Annotated in this window: 13 protein-coding genes; 7 read left to right on the forward strand and 6 right to left on the reverse strand. The window is 45.6% G+C overall.

Features of this window, described 5'->3' with window-relative positions; all coding sequences use genetic code 11:
* Positions 1–63 precede the first annotated feature (63 nt).
* Positions 64–732, reverse strand: coding sequence for a glutathione S-transferase (locus D1814_RS06630; protein WP_118490723.1), 669 nt, complete (start codon positions 730–732; stop codon positions 64–66).
* 105 nt (positions 733–837) lie between these two features.
* Between D1814_RS06630 and D1814_RS06635 the strand changes: the two genes are divergently transcribed.
* The 4 genes from D1814_RS06635 (at position 838) to D1814_RS06650 (ending at position 6,517) form a co-directional block, all read left to right on the forward strand.
* Positions 838–1,155: a DUF3630 family protein gene (locus tag D1814_RS06635; RefSeq protein ID WP_118490725.1), complete on the forward strand. Its 318-nt coding sequence runs from the start codon at positions 838–840 to the stop codon at positions 1,153–1,155.
* A 147-nt stretch (positions 1,156–1,302) separates the two neighbouring features.
* Positions 1,303–4,143: an EAL domain-containing protein gene (locus tag D1814_RS06640; RefSeq protein ID WP_118490727.1), complete on the forward strand. Its 2,841-nt coding sequence runs from the start codon at positions 1,303–1,305 to the stop codon at positions 4,141–4,143.
* A 132-nt stretch (positions 4,144–4,275) separates the two neighbouring features.
* Complete coding sequence (ribA, locus tag D1814_RS06645) at positions 4,276–4,890, forward strand: GTP cyclohydrolase II (RefSeq protein WP_014947836.1); 615 nt, start codon at positions 4,276–4,278, stop codon at positions 4,888–4,890.
* 178 nt (positions 4,891–5,068) lie between these two features.
* Positions 5,069–6,517: a DUF3300 domain-containing protein gene (locus tag D1814_RS06650; protein ID WP_118490729.1), complete on the forward strand. Its 1,449-nt coding sequence runs from the start codon at positions 5,069–5,071 to the stop codon at positions 6,515–6,517.
* 79 nt (positions 6,518–6,596) lie between these two features.
* On the opposite strand, the gene D1814_RS06655 is transcribed toward D1814_RS06650, so the two are convergent.
* Positions 6,597–7,478, reverse strand: coding sequence for an ATP-grasp domain-containing protein (locus D1814_RS06655; protein ID WP_118490731.1), 882 nt, complete (start codon positions 7,476–7,478; stop codon positions 6,597–6,599).
* A 172-nt stretch (positions 7,479–7,650) separates the two neighbouring features.
* Here D1814_RS06655 and D1814_RS06660 point away from each other — a divergent pair, with 172 nt between their 5' ends.
* From D1814_RS06660 to D1814_RS06670, 3 genes are all read left to right on the forward strand, one after another.
* Entirely contained in the window at positions 7,651–9,132 is a 1,482-nt protein-coding gene (locus tag D1814_RS06660; RefSeq protein ID WP_118490733.1) for a methyl-accepting chemotaxis protein, read from the forward strand.
* 45 nt (positions 9,133–9,177) lie between these two features.
* The gene (locus D1814_RS06665) at positions 9,178–9,696 is read left to right on the forward strand and encodes a DUF6436 domain-containing protein (RefSeq protein WP_118490735.1); all 519 of its coding nucleotides are present in this window, start codon (positions 9,178–9,180) and stop codon (positions 9,694–9,696) included.
* A 122-nt stretch (positions 9,697–9,818) separates the two neighbouring features.
* Entirely contained in the window at positions 9,819–10,559 is a 741-nt protein-coding gene (locus D1814_RS06670; RefSeq protein ID WP_118490737.1) for a MauE/DoxX family redox-associated membrane protein, read from the forward strand.
* Between the two features lie 35 nt (positions 10,560–10,594).
* Here D1814_RS06670 and D1814_RS06675 read toward each other — a convergent pair whose 3' ends face one another.
* From D1814_RS06675 to D1814_RS06690, 4 genes are all read right to left on the reverse strand, one after another.
* Positions 10,595–11,575: a histone deacetylase family protein gene (locus D1814_RS06675; protein ID WP_118490739.1), complete on the reverse strand. Its 981-nt coding sequence runs from the start codon at positions 11,573–11,575 to the stop codon at positions 10,595–10,597.
* Complete coding sequence (locus D1814_RS06680; RefSeq protein WP_118495329.1) at positions 11,565–13,412, reverse strand: bifunctional acetyl-CoA hydrolase/transferase family protein/GNAT family N-acetyltransferase; 1,848 nt, start codon at positions 13,410–13,412, stop codon at positions 11,565–11,567. The genes D1814_RS06675 and D1814_RS06680 overlap by 11 nt, the downstream gene beginning before the upstream one ends.
* Before the next feature lie 312 nt (positions 13,413–13,724).
* The gene (locus tag D1814_RS06685; protein ID WP_118490741.1) at positions 13,725–14,222 is read right to left on the reverse strand and encodes an alpha/beta hydrolase; all 498 of its coding nucleotides are present in this window, start codon (positions 14,220–14,222) and stop codon (positions 13,725–13,727) included.
* Between the two features lie 57 nt (positions 14,223–14,279).
* Positions 14,280–17,378, reverse strand: coding sequence for an efflux RND transporter permease subunit (locus D1814_RS06690; protein ID WP_118490743.1), 3,099 nt, complete (start codon positions 17,376–17,378; stop codon positions 14,280–14,282).
* Positions 17,379–17,380: the final 2 nt, after the last annotated feature.

Consider the following 17,380-nt stretch of genomic DNA (forward strand, 5'->3'; position numbering starts at 1 on the left):
AGCCAGCTATAGGATTATCTTCCCACCGGCCAAAGCGTGTAGCAACACATTGAGCCGCACACGCTAAGCGTAAGCGTACTCACCGCCTTTTTTTAACGCTGCTTTGTAAGCTTCTCTAGCATGAACACGCTTTACGTATCCTTGGATAGCGGTAAAGTCTTTAGCTCGTCCACTGGCCACCAGTGATTCAAGCGGAAATATCATCTGAACATCGGCACCGCTAGGCGCATCACCTGCGAACCAATTATTTTTCGCTAAGTAAGATTCTACGTATCGTAAACTCTGCGCCAAGTTAGGGCCATAGTAGGCATTGAGAATGCCGTCTATTAACTTGTTGGTGATAGGCTTGATAAAAAAGGGTTTCGAGCCTTTTTGACGTGCTTTTTCTAACACCAAATTCGCCACCAATGGCGGCATTAATGAACCTTCAGCGAAATGCAGCCAGAACCAATATTGTTGAAGTGCCTCGGGGTCTTGGGGCACAGCAAAGGCGTCGATAGCGTGATGGCGTACTAAATATTCCACAATAGCGCCAGATTCTGCAATCGCTCCATGTGGCGTAGTAAGCACCGGCGAGCGCCCCAATGGATGAACAGTCCGCAGCGAATCAGGCGCTAGATTCGTATTGCTGTCTCGCTGATAGAATTCTATTTTATACTCTAAGCCCAGCTCTTCTAAAAGCCACAAAATTCGCTGTGAGCGAGAGTTATTCAAATGGTGAAGTGTTAGCATACCTCGTCCTTAATACGCTTAGTTTAACGCTATTGTTTTTATGTTGTACTATATACACTTTTTAAAGCGAGCGGGTTTACTAAAGCCAATAAATTGATAACTTCTATGCAAAACCTCACTAAAGAAGACATTCTACAACACGTTCTTGTTAACGAAGGCAGTGTAGAAATTCGCGTGGCGTTACCCGCTACCCCACTTAAAACTCAACAGTGGGCGGAGCAATTTTGTGCTTTGTTTAATTTCAAACTCTCAGAAACAGATTGGGGAGCTGACCGGTTTCAAGCGGTCATCACAGTAAATGCGAGCGACGCAGATTTACAGTGTATGCTTTGTATAGAGTGGCTTTGCGAAGCGATATGGCTAGAGCCCATAGGCACGCAGCAGTCGCCATCGGTAATTTTTAACTACCTTTTGCAAGCATAACACCTGAATTACCACTGTACGTTGGGTTTGGCTTTTCGTTAAAACTAGTATTATTCTAAGGGAAGCATCCGAAGGATCAGAGGGCTTAACGACACATATTTCGCCTTTATAAACATCCTCTTACTATGTGGTTCAAGGAATTAACGAGTGGTAATAGCCCGGCTATTTAAGTACGTATCAGCTTTGCTCGTCAGTTGGATGTTGCTAAGCCTAAACGTTTCGGCTAGTAATCAGCTTACTGTCAATGAGTCCTTTGAGCGGGAGATTATTAATCTCCATGCACGTTTGTCTGTCGCCCCCACTAGCGCCACATATTTTGATGTTTTAAATGGAAACACAAAGGACACCTCAGCCAACGCCTCTTTTTCCGATGAACGCATATGGTATTCCACCGAACTGATTCATACAGGCTATAGCCCTATCCCGTTAGTGCTTAATATTGACCGCTTGAACGTTGACGATTTACAGATATTTCTTCTTGATAGCAGCGAACGAATCATCAAATCCTACCGGTACCAAGCAGGGAAAGGTGATTACTCTTTAAAGCAGCCACTGCCTAATATACGACTTTCTTTTACTCTTCAGCCTTATCAGGATGCTCGCTTACTCATCGCAGTAAAAGACGAAGGGCTTAAGTACTTTCCAATCACTTTGTGGGAAAGAGATTTACTCGCACAGCATGACACCAATATGCTTACTCTGCTTGGTGCGGTAACGGGTATCATGGCGTTAATTGCGCTCTATTTCCTGTTTTCTTATCTGTATCAGCGCATTGCCACCCGGTTCTGGCTCACCATGTCCTCGCTCGTTCTTATAACCCTGTTATTTATAACGGCAGGAGGACTCGCAATTTGGCCAAGACTGACTAACGGCAGCGAGCACTTCTATGCGGTCTGTTTTTGCATGTTGTTACTGTGCATTGCTAAAGTAACACACCATCTTTTCATCCGTATTCCCATTGTTTTGCGCTCTTTGAGTTATCTTACACCTGTTGCAGCTACTGCATTCTGTTTTACGGTTAACACTTATACAACGTCCATCACGATTCTGCTGCTAACCGCGGGCATGGGGCTTTATCATGTTTTACTGGCATTAGTATTTAAAGATAAAGGGAGTCGCACAGTAAGTATCACCTACATTCTTGCCTGGCTTTCCTTTTTTGCATTTTATGCGTTAGTCACACAAAACCTGTTCAGTAACTTGGTTTATACCGCAGACGTTGCTATCGGAATGCTGTTCTTTCTCACTATCGGCTTTCTGTGTTTTGGCTTTGCTGTCATCGCTAAAGAAGACGTGTTAAATCAGCGCCAGCTTTCTACACAAGCTGAAACAATATCAAGCTTGAATCACTTCTATGACTTATTCCGACACTCAGCGGAAGGGCACTACACCTCAACGTGGGATGGAAAGCTTATTTCCGTCAACCCGGCCATGTGTAACGTATTCGGCTATGAAAACGAAGAGGAGATGCTTGCTGAAGCAGAAAATACAAAAGTGTTCTACGCCAGTGTGGAAGACCGGCAGGTTTTACTCGGCGAAATTTCACAAAACGGCCATGTTACTGGAAAGGAAATTAGAGGTAGGCGACGCGACGGCAGTGAGTTTTGGTTCTCCCTATCCTGTCAAATCCGAGAAAATGACGAAGGTAACTTTCTTTACGGCTCTATTGTAGATATCACAGAAAAGAAACAGTCAGACTTAAGCCTGCAGTATTTAGCTACCCATGACTCGCTGACTGGCGTTTATAACCGACGCAAGTTTGAATCCATGTTTAAAGATAAAGTAGTGAACGCAATCGACACCCCAGTTTGTTTACTATTTTTAGATCTCGACAGGTTTAAAGTCGTTAATGATACCTGTGGCCACAAAGCTGGCGATGTACTTATTAAAGATATTGCCCGCTTGATTGAGAACACCTTGCTTCCAGACGCGCAATTAGGCCGCCTTGGTGGCGATGAGTTTGGTATTATTTATTCAGATATCGATAGCGATGCCGTTTATGTAAATGCCATAAAGATCCTCAACGCTGTGCAGGCTTATCGCTTTATGTGGGACAACCGCATTTTCAACTTAGGCGTGAGTATAGGTATGGTGGTATGCGACGATACCGACGTCGACCCAGGTCAATATTTGAGTATGGCCGATGCCGCATGCTACTTCGCTAAAGAGCAAGGCAGAAATCAGGTTCATAGATACAACAAAGATGATGAAAGTATGCAGCGCTACCAGCGCGAGCTTGATTGGGTATCCTCTATTAACAACGCGTTAGAAGAAGGTCGCTTCGAGCTTTTTTATCAATCGCTAAGACCATTAAGTAAAGCCAGCGACGGGCACTACTACGAAGTCCTTCTACGCCTTAGGGAAAAAGACGGAAACCTTGTTGAGCCCGCCAACTTTTTACCCACTGCTGAGCGGTTTGAGATGAATGTCAGTGTTGATAAATGGGTCGTAACGAACACATTCAAATGGCTGGCTGAAAACCCTGAGCACCTTGCAAAGTTGAAACGATGCAGCATCAACCTTAACTGCCACTCACTGGCAGATAGAGATTTTACCTTGTTCATCTTAAATGCATTCGAAACCTTCAATATCCCTTATAACAAAATATGTTTTGAGGTTATAGAGTCGGTAGCCATCATTAAAATGGAAGTCACCCTCGCCTTCATGCGTACCTTTAACCGCCTCGGGTGCTCTTTTGCCCTAGACGATTTCGGCAGTGGATTTTCGTCGTACAACTATCTTAAAAGCCTACCCGTGAGTCAGGTAAAAATTGACGGTATGTTTATTAAAGACATGCTCAACGATAGTGTAGACACGGCTATGGTTGCTTCAATTAACGATGTAGCAAAGGCCATGGGTATGCAAACAGTTGGCGAATTTGTTGAAGATGAAGGTACCATGGCACAGCTAGGAAAAATGGGTATTGATTTCGCCCAGGGCTACGGTGTTGCTAAACCCGCGCCTTTACGAGAGTTTAAACCCCTCTGATAACTATCCCTGATACACGCTTTACGAAAAAAGTGATAGCACAAGCGTCAACTCGCGTATAATAAAGTGGTAGACTTGCAAAAATAGAAGTCATCCCCACTTATTGCCCACTGTCCAAAGTGTAGAAGTAACATGAGTAGCAAACAGCCTAAATACGAATATGTCAGTACCGCAAAATTACCCACACGCATGGGTGATTTTAAAATACACGGCTTTGTTGAAGCCAGTGGTCAAGAGCACGTCGCTCTTTCTTACGGAGAGTGGAAAGAAGATGACGTAGTGCCTATTCGTATTCATTCAGAATGTTTAACCGGTGACTCTTTATTTAGTACCCGCTGCGACTGTGGTTTTCAGTTAGAAAAAGCCATGCAAAATATTGTAGATAACGGTCATGGTGTACTGCTTTACTTACGCCAAGAAGGTCGGGGCATTGGTCTTTTAAACAAAATCCGCGCTTATAACCTTCAAGATAGTGGCATGGACACCGTTGAAGCTAATGAACACCTTGGTTTTGACGCAGACCTTAGAAGCTACGACATCTGCAAGCTTATGTTAGACACCCTCAATGTTAAACACGTGGAGCTAATGACAAATAACCCTAAGAAGCTTGCCGCGCTAAAAGCACTGGGAATAGATGTTGTAGCAAGAAAACCGATCGATCACGGTATTACTAAAGACAACAAACACTACCTTAAAACGAAGACAGAGAAGCTCGGTCACGCCTTCGACCCGCATGTATTCAAATAACTAGGGACATTGGCAAAGCCATAAACGCTAATATTAATATCTTCTAAAAGCGCCCACATCTACGTGGGCGTTTTCTATTCAGTTTCGGTTAATTATCGTTCGAGCATAATGTATACAGACTTACCACATTGCGCGCAAAAAGCAGCGGCTTTGCAGCATAGCAATGTAAGGAGAATGTATGAGAAACATAACCTTATCAATAGTTATAGCACTGTCCAGTGCGCAGGCACTGCCTGCACTTGCTCAGTCGAATACAAGCCTTGCTCAGGTGTCGTCTGCAACTCAGCAATATTCTGATGCAGAATTAGATAGTGCACTTGCGCCCATTGCCCTATACCCCGACACCCTGCTTACTCATATTTTAATCGCCTCTACCTACCCTTTAGATGTAGTTGCAGCCGATCGTTGGCGTCAAAGTAATAAGCATCTAACGCCTGAGCAAGTAGAGGGTGTATTAGATGGCGTAAGTTGGGACCCGAGCGTAAAAGCGCTCGCTCCATTCACCGAGCTACTTAATACTATGGCCAATGATCTTGAGTGGTTACAGCAGCTTGGCGACAATGTACTTATTGATCAAAGCCGAGTGTTAGATCGTGTTCAGGTGCTTAGGCAGCATGCTCATAACACAGGTAACTTGGTAACTAACGACTACATTGAAGTTGAAAGAGAACGTGAAAGCACTCGAGAAATCATTTACATAGAGCCGCGCAATCGAGAAGTGGTATATGTACCTTATTACGACCCACATGTTGTATACGGTCACTGGTGGCACCCAGTCTCTCCAATTCGTTGGAGACACCATGTAAGCTACCATCACCATAGCAATGTATATTGGTCTCCAAGCGTTCGCCTTTCTGCATTCTTTTTCTTTGGCGGTGTGCATTGGCACAACCGTCATGTGGTCATTCATCGCGAACCCTTGCGCAAGTATTATCACGGCAGCCCGAGAAAACGCGTAGTTAGCCGCGACTATCGCCGATGGGAGCACAACGCTGTGCATCGCCGGGCACGTTATTCTAACCGCGTAGTTCACAGTGCGCCTGCGCGCTATGAACATAGTGGTGTAACGCGTGCAAAACATGTGTCTAATAAACATATTAGAACGGCAAACCGTGCAACGCATAACGACAACAAGCGCTCAGTTAAATCTGTGACACGTACCGATAATGCTAAACCGATAAAGCGAACGATTGAGCCTAAACAAGTAACACCGCTAAGAGAAAGTCGCCTTCAGAGAAAGCAAGATACTGTAAAGCGCAAGCAATCGATAGAGCATGCGCTGAAACGAAATCAAGCGGTAGCTAGCAGTAAGAGGCCAACACGAGATAATACATTAAAAGCGTTAAAACAGGACAAACCCGCTCGCATAACGTCGGTCTCAGAGTCGAAGCGCTACGCTAACCAAGGTCAAACAACGCAACGACCGACGAAGCAAAACATCAACCGCCAGCGTGTTGAGAGAACAAGTCCGCAACATCGCTCAATTGCTCGCGAGACAAGCAAGCCCAAACGAATCGAGCGAGCCAGTAGCAATAGGTCGGTGAAACACACCAGTCGAGACAAGTCGCAAAGACAAATATCTCGTGTAGAGCGCAGTGCTTCAAAGGGAAACAGCTATAAACACTAGGCTTTAAGCAAAACGCGAAGGGATATTATATTTTTTAAAAGGCTTGCGATATTCAGTCGCAAGCCTTTTTACAATCGGCTCAGTGTGCGGGTTCGTGAAATTTTAATAAAGCTTCTACAAAGCGAAGTGGGGATTGCGCATCTAAGTTGAAATACAGTGAGGGCTCGATAAGCTCAAGCTCCATTATCGCCCAGTAATTGTTTTGTTTCACCAAATCAACCCGCGCGTACAACGCATCACACGGCATAGCTGCCAAGGCTTTTTCAGCAATAGTCAATTGTTCACTGTCTACAAAAATAGAGTGTAAGCTACCGCCATGCTCTTCTTGTACGCGAAAGTCGCCTTCTTGTGGCACCTTCTTAATGGCGTGACTGAAATCCCCACCGAAATAAAATAATGAGTACTCCCCTTCATCAACAACACTACTTAAAAACGGCTGGACCATAAAATCCCGCTGATGAAATGTGTTGTAAAGTACTGCCTGATTCACATGCCCCTGACGCCAGTCAGCAGCATAAAGTTTGAAGGTATCATCAGCGTTAGCACTAAGCGTGGGTTTAACCACCACGGTGTCACAGCTAAATTGTGCAAATGCTTCCTCTATAACATTGTTATTAAACTCGCTTCCCCACATTGTTTCGACAATAGGAACCCCTTTGCTTTGTAAGTCTTTCAGGTAGTGCTTTTCAATATTCCACTTCATCAACGATAACGGGTTCAATAACACCGCACTCGACGCTTCAATGCTTTCTAAACAAGCTAAAAAGTCTTCAGCGTGCTGCTGATAATCCCATGTGCTGCGAACAATAACATAGTCGAACTTATCCCAATTTGCTGATGTGCTACGCCAAGAGACGGTTTTAACAGTCCACCCGCGTTTTTCAAAAAACGGGATTAACAGTTCGTCATAGACAAAAAAATCTTCAAGATTATCGGTCGACAAAAAAGCGATAGCGGGCATAAACGAGTCCTTAGTTTACATGGGCTTCAGCGCATTAAAGTTTTGTAAGAATTATAACACCTATACCAAAGTCAAATAGCGTAGACGCCACGATTTGCGTAGACTGGGGCGAAATTAGCACACCTACAATTTTTAACCTACACTTATTCCAAAACAATCATTGGAGATTGGCATGCAGTACCCTTGGCTCCTTGAAGGTCACAAAATTTTTCGCGTTGTCATTGTTGTACAATTACTGATTGCTGTAGCTATTGGTGTGTTTACTGGTGAACTTCTACCTGCGTTTATCTTTGGAGTTCCCATTGCAGCTTTGCCCCTTATACTCAGCCTTCAAAACCCTTACTCGGCGATAAGCCGTCATGCAATGGCTATAGGTGTGCAGCTACTCACTGCACTTCATATTCATCAATCTTTTGGGTTAATTGAAGTTCATTTTGAAATCTTCGTACTTCTTGCCTTTCTTTCTTATTTCCGAGACTGGAAAGTGGTTGCAACAGGAACTGCGGTTGTGGCTGTTCATCATATTTCGTTCTTTTTCCTGCAGGCAGGCGGTGCGCCAGTAATTATTTTTGAAGAGGGTCATGTCGCCTTTACTATGTTACTTATGCACGCAGCATTTGCATTAACAGAGGGTGGTGTGTTGATTTACATGGCCAAGCAAGCCCACCAAGAAGGCGCAGGCGCCGCCGAACTGCGCCTAGCCATTGAAACCATGCAGCAAACTGATGGCAAACTTGATTTGTCTGTTGAGCTAAATCGCGACAATAAAATAGTAAGGCCTTTCGCTGAACTTATTGATCAAGTGAAATCGCTCATTGAGCTTGCTTCTAATTTGACTGATGAAGTGGTGAAAGGGGCTTCAAATATGGAGTTAGCGGCAAATAACATGTTTGAAATCACCAAAAATACCGACCAAGAGCTTGCCATGGTATCGGCATCTTCAGAAGAAATTGCGCAAACCATGCAGCTTTCAACAGAGCAAACTACCCTTGCTAGTGACAAAGCGTCGGCAGCGCAAAATGCGTCTCAGTCTACGCGGGATTCTATATCTAAATCCAGCCATACTATCGACTCGTTGCGTAATACACTGAATGCGGCAGCGCAAACTAACACAGCGCTAAATGAACAGTGTTCTCATATTTCTGATGCCATGCGCTCAATTACTGCTGTGGCTGAACAAACTAATTTGCTGGCGCTTAACGCTGCTATTGAATCAGCCCGCGCTGGTGAACACGGTCGCGGCTTCGCCGTGGTAGCCGACGAAGTACGCACTCTTGCAATTCGTTCAAAAGAAAGTGCAGACCAAATTACTAGTATTACCGAACAACTTGTTGCCCAAACGGCAAGCTCGGTTGATCAAATGCAAACCTGCATACAACTGGTCGATGAAGCCGTTGTTTCAAGTGAAAGCGCTACCTCGGCTATGACCGAAATTATGCAGCAAATTCGCGAAGCCAGTGAGAGCATGACTGAAATTGCCACCTCTGCTGTGGAACAAGAAACCGCTTCAGCATCCATTGCACAAAGCACTGCGCGTTTGAGTGAGCTTACTTCTGAAGAGCTTGCTACCGCTGAGTCGCTTGCAGGTGAAGTGGAAGTGTTATCACAAATATCTCAGCGCATGCGCAGCGCAATTGAGCGCTTTAAGCTTTAAGCTCTAAACACAAAACGTAAAACAAAGATGAAGGCGTTTTGCCTCATGCGTAAAGAGGCGAGCTGGCTGCTACTTGTAATATGGGCGATAGGGCTACTCTCTGCCCTATTAGTATATAGTCAGCGTCAGCTATCAGACTTCGACCCCAACGGCGAATTGCTGCACCGCACTACGGCGCCAAACTTTGACGCATCCCTCGTTGAATTGTTAAAAAGTAAGAACATCTACGCAGGATCAGTTATTCATGTGGGTACACAGTCCCGCTGCTATTGCGACACGCTTACAACACCACACCAGTCTCAGCTTCTCTCGAAACTCGGCGACGACTTTCACCAAGTTAGATTGAATGTGGAAGATGTACCTAAACTAGCGGCTATGCTTGAGGCCGTGCCAGCACTTATCGTGTTAGACAAACAAAACCAACTTCGCTATCTAGGCCCTTACGCAACGGGCTACGGCTGCTTTACGGGCAAAAACCTCGTCGAACAAGTGGTAAGCTACACCACGCAACTTCCCTATGCAGGTGCCGTTATAAATACCGATGCTACAGGTTGCTTCTGCTAAAACGCTGGCACAAATTATGTAACCCTCTTTGTATCTCGCAATATCACTTTAGATAGAGCAAAAAACGGGCAAATCTTGCACGCACATTGCTTTTTATCTGAAAGCTTTACAAGGAGTTCCCAATGTCTAAGCGCGCAGTACTTTATCGCATGGTTACCCCAGAGCATATTTGCCCTTTTGGACTCAAATCGAAAGACTTGCTCGAGAGGAAAGGCTATGAGGTTGATGATCATCATTTAACTAACCGAAGTGAAACCGACGCATTTAAAGAGAAGCACGGTGTGAAAACAACCCCACAGACGTTTATAGACGATAGGCGTATTGGCGGTTATGACGATTTAAGAGATTACTTCAATTTAAAGCAAGAAAGTGAATTTGGGTCGCGCTACACACCTATTATCGTAATTTTTTCTTTAGCGGCACTTATGGTATTCGCGCTTATGTTCAAAGGCGGTCTACCAACAGGCATTGAGCCTTTTGTATTGAATTTTATTGGTGTGGCAATGGTGATACTTGCCCTGCAAAAGCTACAAGACTTAGTGGCTTTCTCAAACCAGTTTATCACCTATGACTTACTGGCAATGAAACAGGTTCGATACGCTTATGTATACCCTTTTGCAGAAGCGTTTGCTGGGCTTGGCATGCTTGCTGGACTCCCTGCGCTATTGGTTTCACCGGTTTCCATTTTTATCGGCGCTATTGGAGCGGTTTCCGTTATTAAAGCGGTATATATTGATAACCGGGAGCTTAAATGTGCCTGCGTGGGCGGTAATTCAGACTTACCTCTTGGCTTTATCTCATTAACCGAAAACCTAGCTATGCTAGGCGCAGGACTTTATATGCTATCAGCTTGGCTGGCGTAGGCTGAAAGATTGTTGAGGTTATATAACCCGTCGTCCTATTGTGTTTCTTCAATAGGACGACTCATGCCTTTTAGGTGCGACACCACGCTGCGCCCTAACGCACTTAAGTCGTAGCCGCCTTCTAGCATACTTACTATGCGGCCTTCACAACAAGCATCGGCAACGGCGCGAAGCTGTTGGCTTACCCAAAAATAATCATCTTCTACTAGGCGTAGATGGGCCATTGGATCTTCAGCATGAGCATCAAAACCGGCAGAGATAAAAATTAGTTCAGGTTGAAAGTTGCGTAATGCGTCAAACCAATGCTTTACTTTCTCCCTAAAAACCTCACCGGTAGCACCTGCCTCGAGTGGTACGGACAGAATATTACTTGCTAACACCGGAGAACCACTGTGCGGATAGAACGGGTGCTGAAAGCTACTGCAAAGCATAATGCGCTGATCACCGGCAACTATTTGCTCGGTGCCATTACCGTGGTGCACGTCAAAATCGACAATGGCTACTCGTTTTAGTTCGTAGTTTTGAAGCGCGTAGCGAGCAGCTATAGCAATGTTATTGAAAATACAAAATCCCATAGCACTGTCGTATGTCGCATGATGCCCAGGGGGTCTAGTGGCACAGAAGGCTTGCCTATCATTGCCTTTCATAACCCAATCGACAGCATTACACCCTGCACCGGCTGACTCCAGCGCAGCATTTAAGCTGTGGCGCATTAAACCTGTGTCTTCATCTAACCAAGCCACATTGTCTTTGTTATCTGAATACAGCGTTTTCTCGTGGTCATTAAAGATAGATTGAGCTGCATGCTCAAACACACTTTTCACATAATATGGGTCGTGCGCTAGTTTCAGGTAGGCTTCAGCAATGGGAGTGGCATCAGCATGCTCACATACCATATCGAGCCCTGAAGAAAGTAATTGGTCGTCAATGGCGAATAAACGGTCTGGCGATTCGGGGTGGTCCTTGCCTAAGTCGTGTTTAGTACCGTGCTTGCCGCGAAAAATTTTAATTGTCATGCAGTGCTGCCACGTCTAGAACTAACTCTATGTCACTGGGGTCGCCAGTAAATTTTCGTTTAAATTGGGCTTGTTCAAAAATAGTGATCATGGGGCTATTATCTCCACGTACATAGGCCATCATTTTCGCTATGCCCCTTGTTTTTGCTACTGTGATAAGCTCGTTCAACAAGCGGCTTGCCATGCCTTTCCCTTGCTGGGTTTCACGAGTAACAAAGGCAGCTTCGCAGGTATTGTCGTTTGGGTTGTAGTAGAAGCGGCCTACCGCGTGAATAGTAATGCGCGAGCCTTCTTGCCTCACAATACACAGCGCCGCATCAGCACTTTGATCCACCGACACCAGGTTACACGATTTCTCGCGAGACATTTGTTTGGGGTCGTAGTTGTAGCGCAACCTTAACGTCTCTTTAGTGTGGGAATAGAAAAATTCCTGCAGCCGTCTTTCATCCGCCGGATTCAGCGGGCGCATATAAAACGTCTCCCCTTGAATGTTGAGCTTTTTAAGCTGAATAGCGCCCAGCTCTGGGATATCTGTGGGGTATTTTTCTTGATAATGGGGCACCCAATAATGCTGACGCACTTCTTCTAAAAGTGCCGCGCGGAACTTAGGATGGGCCACGCGTATAAGCTCTAGAGCACGTTCTCGAATACTTTTACCCTTAAGTGACGCTATACCATATTCGGTTACCACATACTGTACATTACCGCGGGAAGTTACCACGCCTGCGCCTTCACTTATACGCGGTGTAATGCGCGAGATAGTTTCATTTTTCGCAGTTGAAGGAAGTGCAATAATGGCTTTACCGCCTTTACTAATAGACGCGCCAGTGACGAAATCTACCTGTCCACCTATACCACTGTAAAAGTCATAGCCCAGTGAGTCGGCCACCACCTGCCCGGTTAAGTCCACTTCTAGGGCACTGTTTATAGCAACCATATTGTCGTTTTTGGCAATATTAGTCGGCTTGTTTACATAACTGCTTGGGTAAAATTCAATATGCGGGTTGCTGTCGATTAAATCGTATAACTGGCGGGTACCAATAGCAAAACTGGTAACAATTTTACCGGGGTGAAACGTCTTTTTCTTGTTGGTGATAGCACCAGATTCCAACAGTTCGATAATACTATCGGTAAGCATTTCACTGTGGATGCCTAAATCTTTGTGATTACACAGGTATTTCAGCGTGGCGCTGGGTATTTTTCCAATACCAAACTGAAGCGTTGCGCCATCATCCACCAGCATAGATACGTACTGGCCAATACGTTCTGCGACTGAATCTATTGGCGGCGGCGTCACTTCTACTAGTGGCTCCTCCGCTTCTATACACGCCGTTATCTCACTTATATGAATATAAGAGTGCCCTGAGGTTCTCGGCACCTGAGGGTTAATTTGAGCAACGACCTTTTTGCTTTGCCTAATAGCAGACATAGCAATATCTACAGCTGGGCCTAGTGAGCAGTAGCCGAATTCATCAGGAGGGCTTACATTAACCAAGGCAGCATCTAGCGCCAGCGTGCCATCGCTAAACAAGCTTGAAATTTCAGAGAGGAAAACGGGTGTATAATCGGCGCGACCTTCATCGACAGCCTTTCGCATGGCTTCACCACCAATAAAGAATGTATTGGCTTTAAAAAGATTTTTGTACTCTTCCTTGACCCATCGGGTATCGCCTAATGCCAACATATGCACCAGTTCGATGTCGCTGAAACCTTCGCTGTTATCTATAAGATGCTGAACCAGCGCGTGCGGTACCGCCGCATTTCCGCCAACAAAGACACGACAACCCGACTTTATCAGCGACGACCATTGCGGCGCTTGAGGTAAGTTAAATGCCATTTCCATCTGCCCTGTTTTAAGCAATAGCCCATCATGCCATAAATACCGGCAATTTCATGTATTAACCCGACGCAGCACTATAAGCGATTAGTCTTAATGAAACGCAGATACAAAAAAGCCTACATAATCGATAATCACCTCATGCGTTTATCGATAAGTAGGCTTCTAACAGTGTTTTTAGCTTTTAATTGCCAGGCATTGCCTAGTATAGGTCGCCGCGTTTTGATTATTTAGCATGGGTCCCTAACGAAGCGCGATAGCATAGCTAAAGAAGATTAAAACCCTACAGCGACTGTGTTGGCACTTTACCCCCTAGTAGCGGAATTTTTCCAACCAATTTCTGAAGAAAGGTGAAATAACCGACTTACTGTTCGCAAGGCGATGTCCATCATTTAGCAGCAACAGCTGCGCCTTTTGATGGCGTGCGTACTTCAGGCTGTTTTCAATAGGCACGATATCGTCGTTCCAACCGTGCACTAAGCTAACATAGCCATCGTACGGGAAGCGCTGAACTTTATAGTTAGGCAAATAAAGCGCAGGTGCCATTAAAAATACGCCTCTGGCAGAGATCTGACTGGCCGCGGCAAGTGATACATAGCCGCCCATACTGGAGCCTACTAATACAACGTCATTACATTTTTCAGCAATAGTTTCTTTTAACCGCTCTAGGCGGGCTTCGGGACAGTCGAGATCTTGATAATCGATACTCTCAACACCAAAGCCCATATCGTTTGCTACATTCGAAAGCGTAGTTATCTTACTGCCCCATGGCCCGCTTTCTTTACCGTGAGAAAAAACAACCGTGGTCATTACCAATATCCCTATGTAAAAAATGAAAAATTTTTCTCACTCTAGCGTACTTACTTGTTACTTGTCTTCCTTATGAAATAGTTTTTCTACCATAACGTAAAACATGGGAACGAAAAATATAGCCAGGAAGGTCGCTGCAAACATGCCGCCCATTACCGCAATACCAATAGCATTCTGGCTCGCAGCCCCTGCGCCACTGGCAAGTGCCAAAGGCGTAACCCCCAAGATAAACGCCATAGACGTCATCAATATTGGGCGGAAGCGCTGAGCAGCCGCGTTAGACACAGCCGTCATTAGGTCTTCACCGTTTTCATACTGCTCTTTAGCAAACTCAACGATAAGAATGGCGTTTTTCGCTGCAAGACCTACCGTCGTTAGAAACGCTACCTGCAGATAAACATCATTCGGTAAATTAAAGATAAAGGCAGCGGTAACTGAGCCCAAAATCCCTAACGGCACCACTAGCATTACCGCAAACGGTACCGACCAGCTTTCGTACAGTGCGGCTAAGCAAAGGAATACCACCAATATTGAGAGCGCATAAAGCATAGGCGCCTGCGAGCCAGCCTCTTGTTCTTCATAAGATAAGCCTGACCATTCAATTGCAAAACCAGCAGGCAACTGTTCAACCAGCTTTTGCATTTCAGCCATGGCTTCGCCGGAAGAGACTCCAGGTGCCGCACTACCTTGAATATTTACCGAAGAAATACCGTTAAAACGTTCTAACTTGGGCGAGCCATATACCCACTCGGTTGTTGAGAACGTGCTGAAAGCCACCATCTCACCGTCGCTATTGCGCACAAACCATTTATCGAGGTCTTCTGGCGTCATACGATGGGGAAGGTCCGCCTGCATGTACACCCGCTTAATCCGTCCTTTGTCGATAAAATCGTTCACATAGCTGGAACCCCAAGCAATTTGTAGTGCGTTGTTAATCTCACTCAAGTTCAGGCCAAGGGCTGAAGCCTTTTCACTATCGATGTTAATCTTAAACTGCGGAACATCGCTTAAACCATTAGGACGAACGCCCGCCAATTTCGGATTTTGTGCAGCCATACCTAACAGCTGATTACGCGCATTCATAAGCGCTTCATGGCCGTTACCACCCCGGTCCACTAGCTGCATATCAAAGCCCGTGGCATTACCTAATTCCATAATAGGCGGCGGTACTATAGGGAACGCTGACGCATCTTCAATCTGACTAAATGCGCCAAAAGCTCGCTTCATTACGGCGAAAGCCGAGTTACTCTCGTCACGTACACTCCAGTCATTGAAGTTTAAGAACGCCATACCGGCATTTTGTGCTTGTCCCGCGAAGCTAAAGCCCACTACCGCAAACATACCGTTTACCGCTTCGCTTTCTTCTTCAAGGATGTAATCTTCCACCTGTTTAATAGATTCAAGAGTACGACCCGCAGTAGCACCCGGAGGTGTGCTTACCAACACCATCATTCGACCTTGGTCTTCGTCGGGAAGGAAGGCACCAGGAAGCTGGCTAAAGATAAACACCATTCCACCGACAAGTAAGCCATATACAACGAAGTAACGCTTAAAACGATTCGCCATATGGTTGGTCGTTTTCTGATAGCGGTCGCGCCCTTTGTTAAACGTGCGATTAAACCAGCCAAAGAAACCTTTATTCTTATCGTGATCTTCCGAGTGCTGTTTCAATAACGTTGCACATAAAGAAGGCGAAAGCACGATGGCCACCAGCACAGAAAACGCCATCGCAGATACAATAGTTACTGAAAACTGACGATAAATAGCCCCGGCAGAACCGCTAAAGAACGCCATGGGAATAAATACCGTTGATAACACAGCGGCAATGCCCACAAGTGCGCCAGTAATCTGCGACATAGACTTCTTCGTCGCTTCTGCTGGCGGTAAGCCTTCTTCTTCCATGATTCGCTCAACGTTTTCTACAACAACGATAGCGTCATCAACAAGAAGACCGATAGCCAGTACCATGGCAAACATAGTCAATACGTTGATACTAAAACCAAACGCCAGTAACACCGAAAAAGTCCCAAGTAATACAACCGGTACGGCGATGGTGGGAATGAGCGTTGCGCGCCAATTTTGAAGAAACAGCAGCATCACTAAGAATACCAACACAACCGCTTCAATAAGCGTATGTACCACCGACTCTATAGAAAGCTCGATAAAAGGCGAACTATCTACAGGGTAGACCACTTTTACAGTGTCAGGCAGATTTGAGCGCAACTCTTCAACGCGGGCTTTCACTGCCTTGATGGTATCTAGCGCGTTGGCGCCAGACGCAAGGCTTATTGCCATACCCGATGCAGGTTTGCGATCATAACGAACAATAACATCGTAACTTTGCGCACCCAGTTCTACTCGAGCCACGTCACGCACACGTACCTGGGAACCGTCAGTGTTCACACGTAGCACGATATTTTCAAAATCTTCTACGGTTTGAAGGCGGCTTTGCGCCTGAATAGTAGCGTTGATTTGCTGGTTTTCGATAGCGGGTAACCCGCCTAGCTGACCTGCAGAAACATCGGTATTTTGGACCTGAACTGCAGCCTGTACATCAGTTGGCGTTAGGTTATAGCTGTACAGTTTGTCTGGGTCTAGCCAAATACGCATAGAGCGCTGCGCACCAAACACCCTTACGTTACCTACACCGTTTACCCGGGAAATAGGGTCCTGAAAGTTTGAAACGAGCATGTCGCTGAGGTCGTACTGCGTCATCGAATCGTCTTCAGAGTAGAAGCCTACGGCGAGTGCAAATGCACTATTTGCCTTTGTAACGGTAACCCCTTGCTGTTGAACTTGGGTCGGCAGTAACGGTAACGCGCCCTGCACCTTGTTTTGCGTTTGTACCTGTGCAATATCAGGGTCTGCGCCCGGCGCAAATGTCAGGGTGATAGACATGCTGCTATTAGAGCTACTTGCCGAAAAGTAACGGAGGTTGTCTATGCCTGTTAAGCTTTGCTCAATTACCTGCGTCACCGAGTTTTCGACGGTTTCAGCAGATGCACCAGGATAGGTTGCCGAGATAGTGACCGATGGTGGCGCTACCTTAGGGTATTGTTCAATGGGGAGTGAGGTTATCGCCAACACACCCGCCATCATTGTGATAATTGCCAGCACCCATGCAAACACGGGCCTGTCTATGAAAAAACGAGCCATAT

This window comes from Alteromonas sp. BL110 (assembly GCF_003443615.1).
In the GTDB taxonomy this organism is placed as follows: Bacteria; Pseudomonadota; Gammaproteobacteria; order Enterobacterales; family Alteromonadaceae; genus Alteromonas.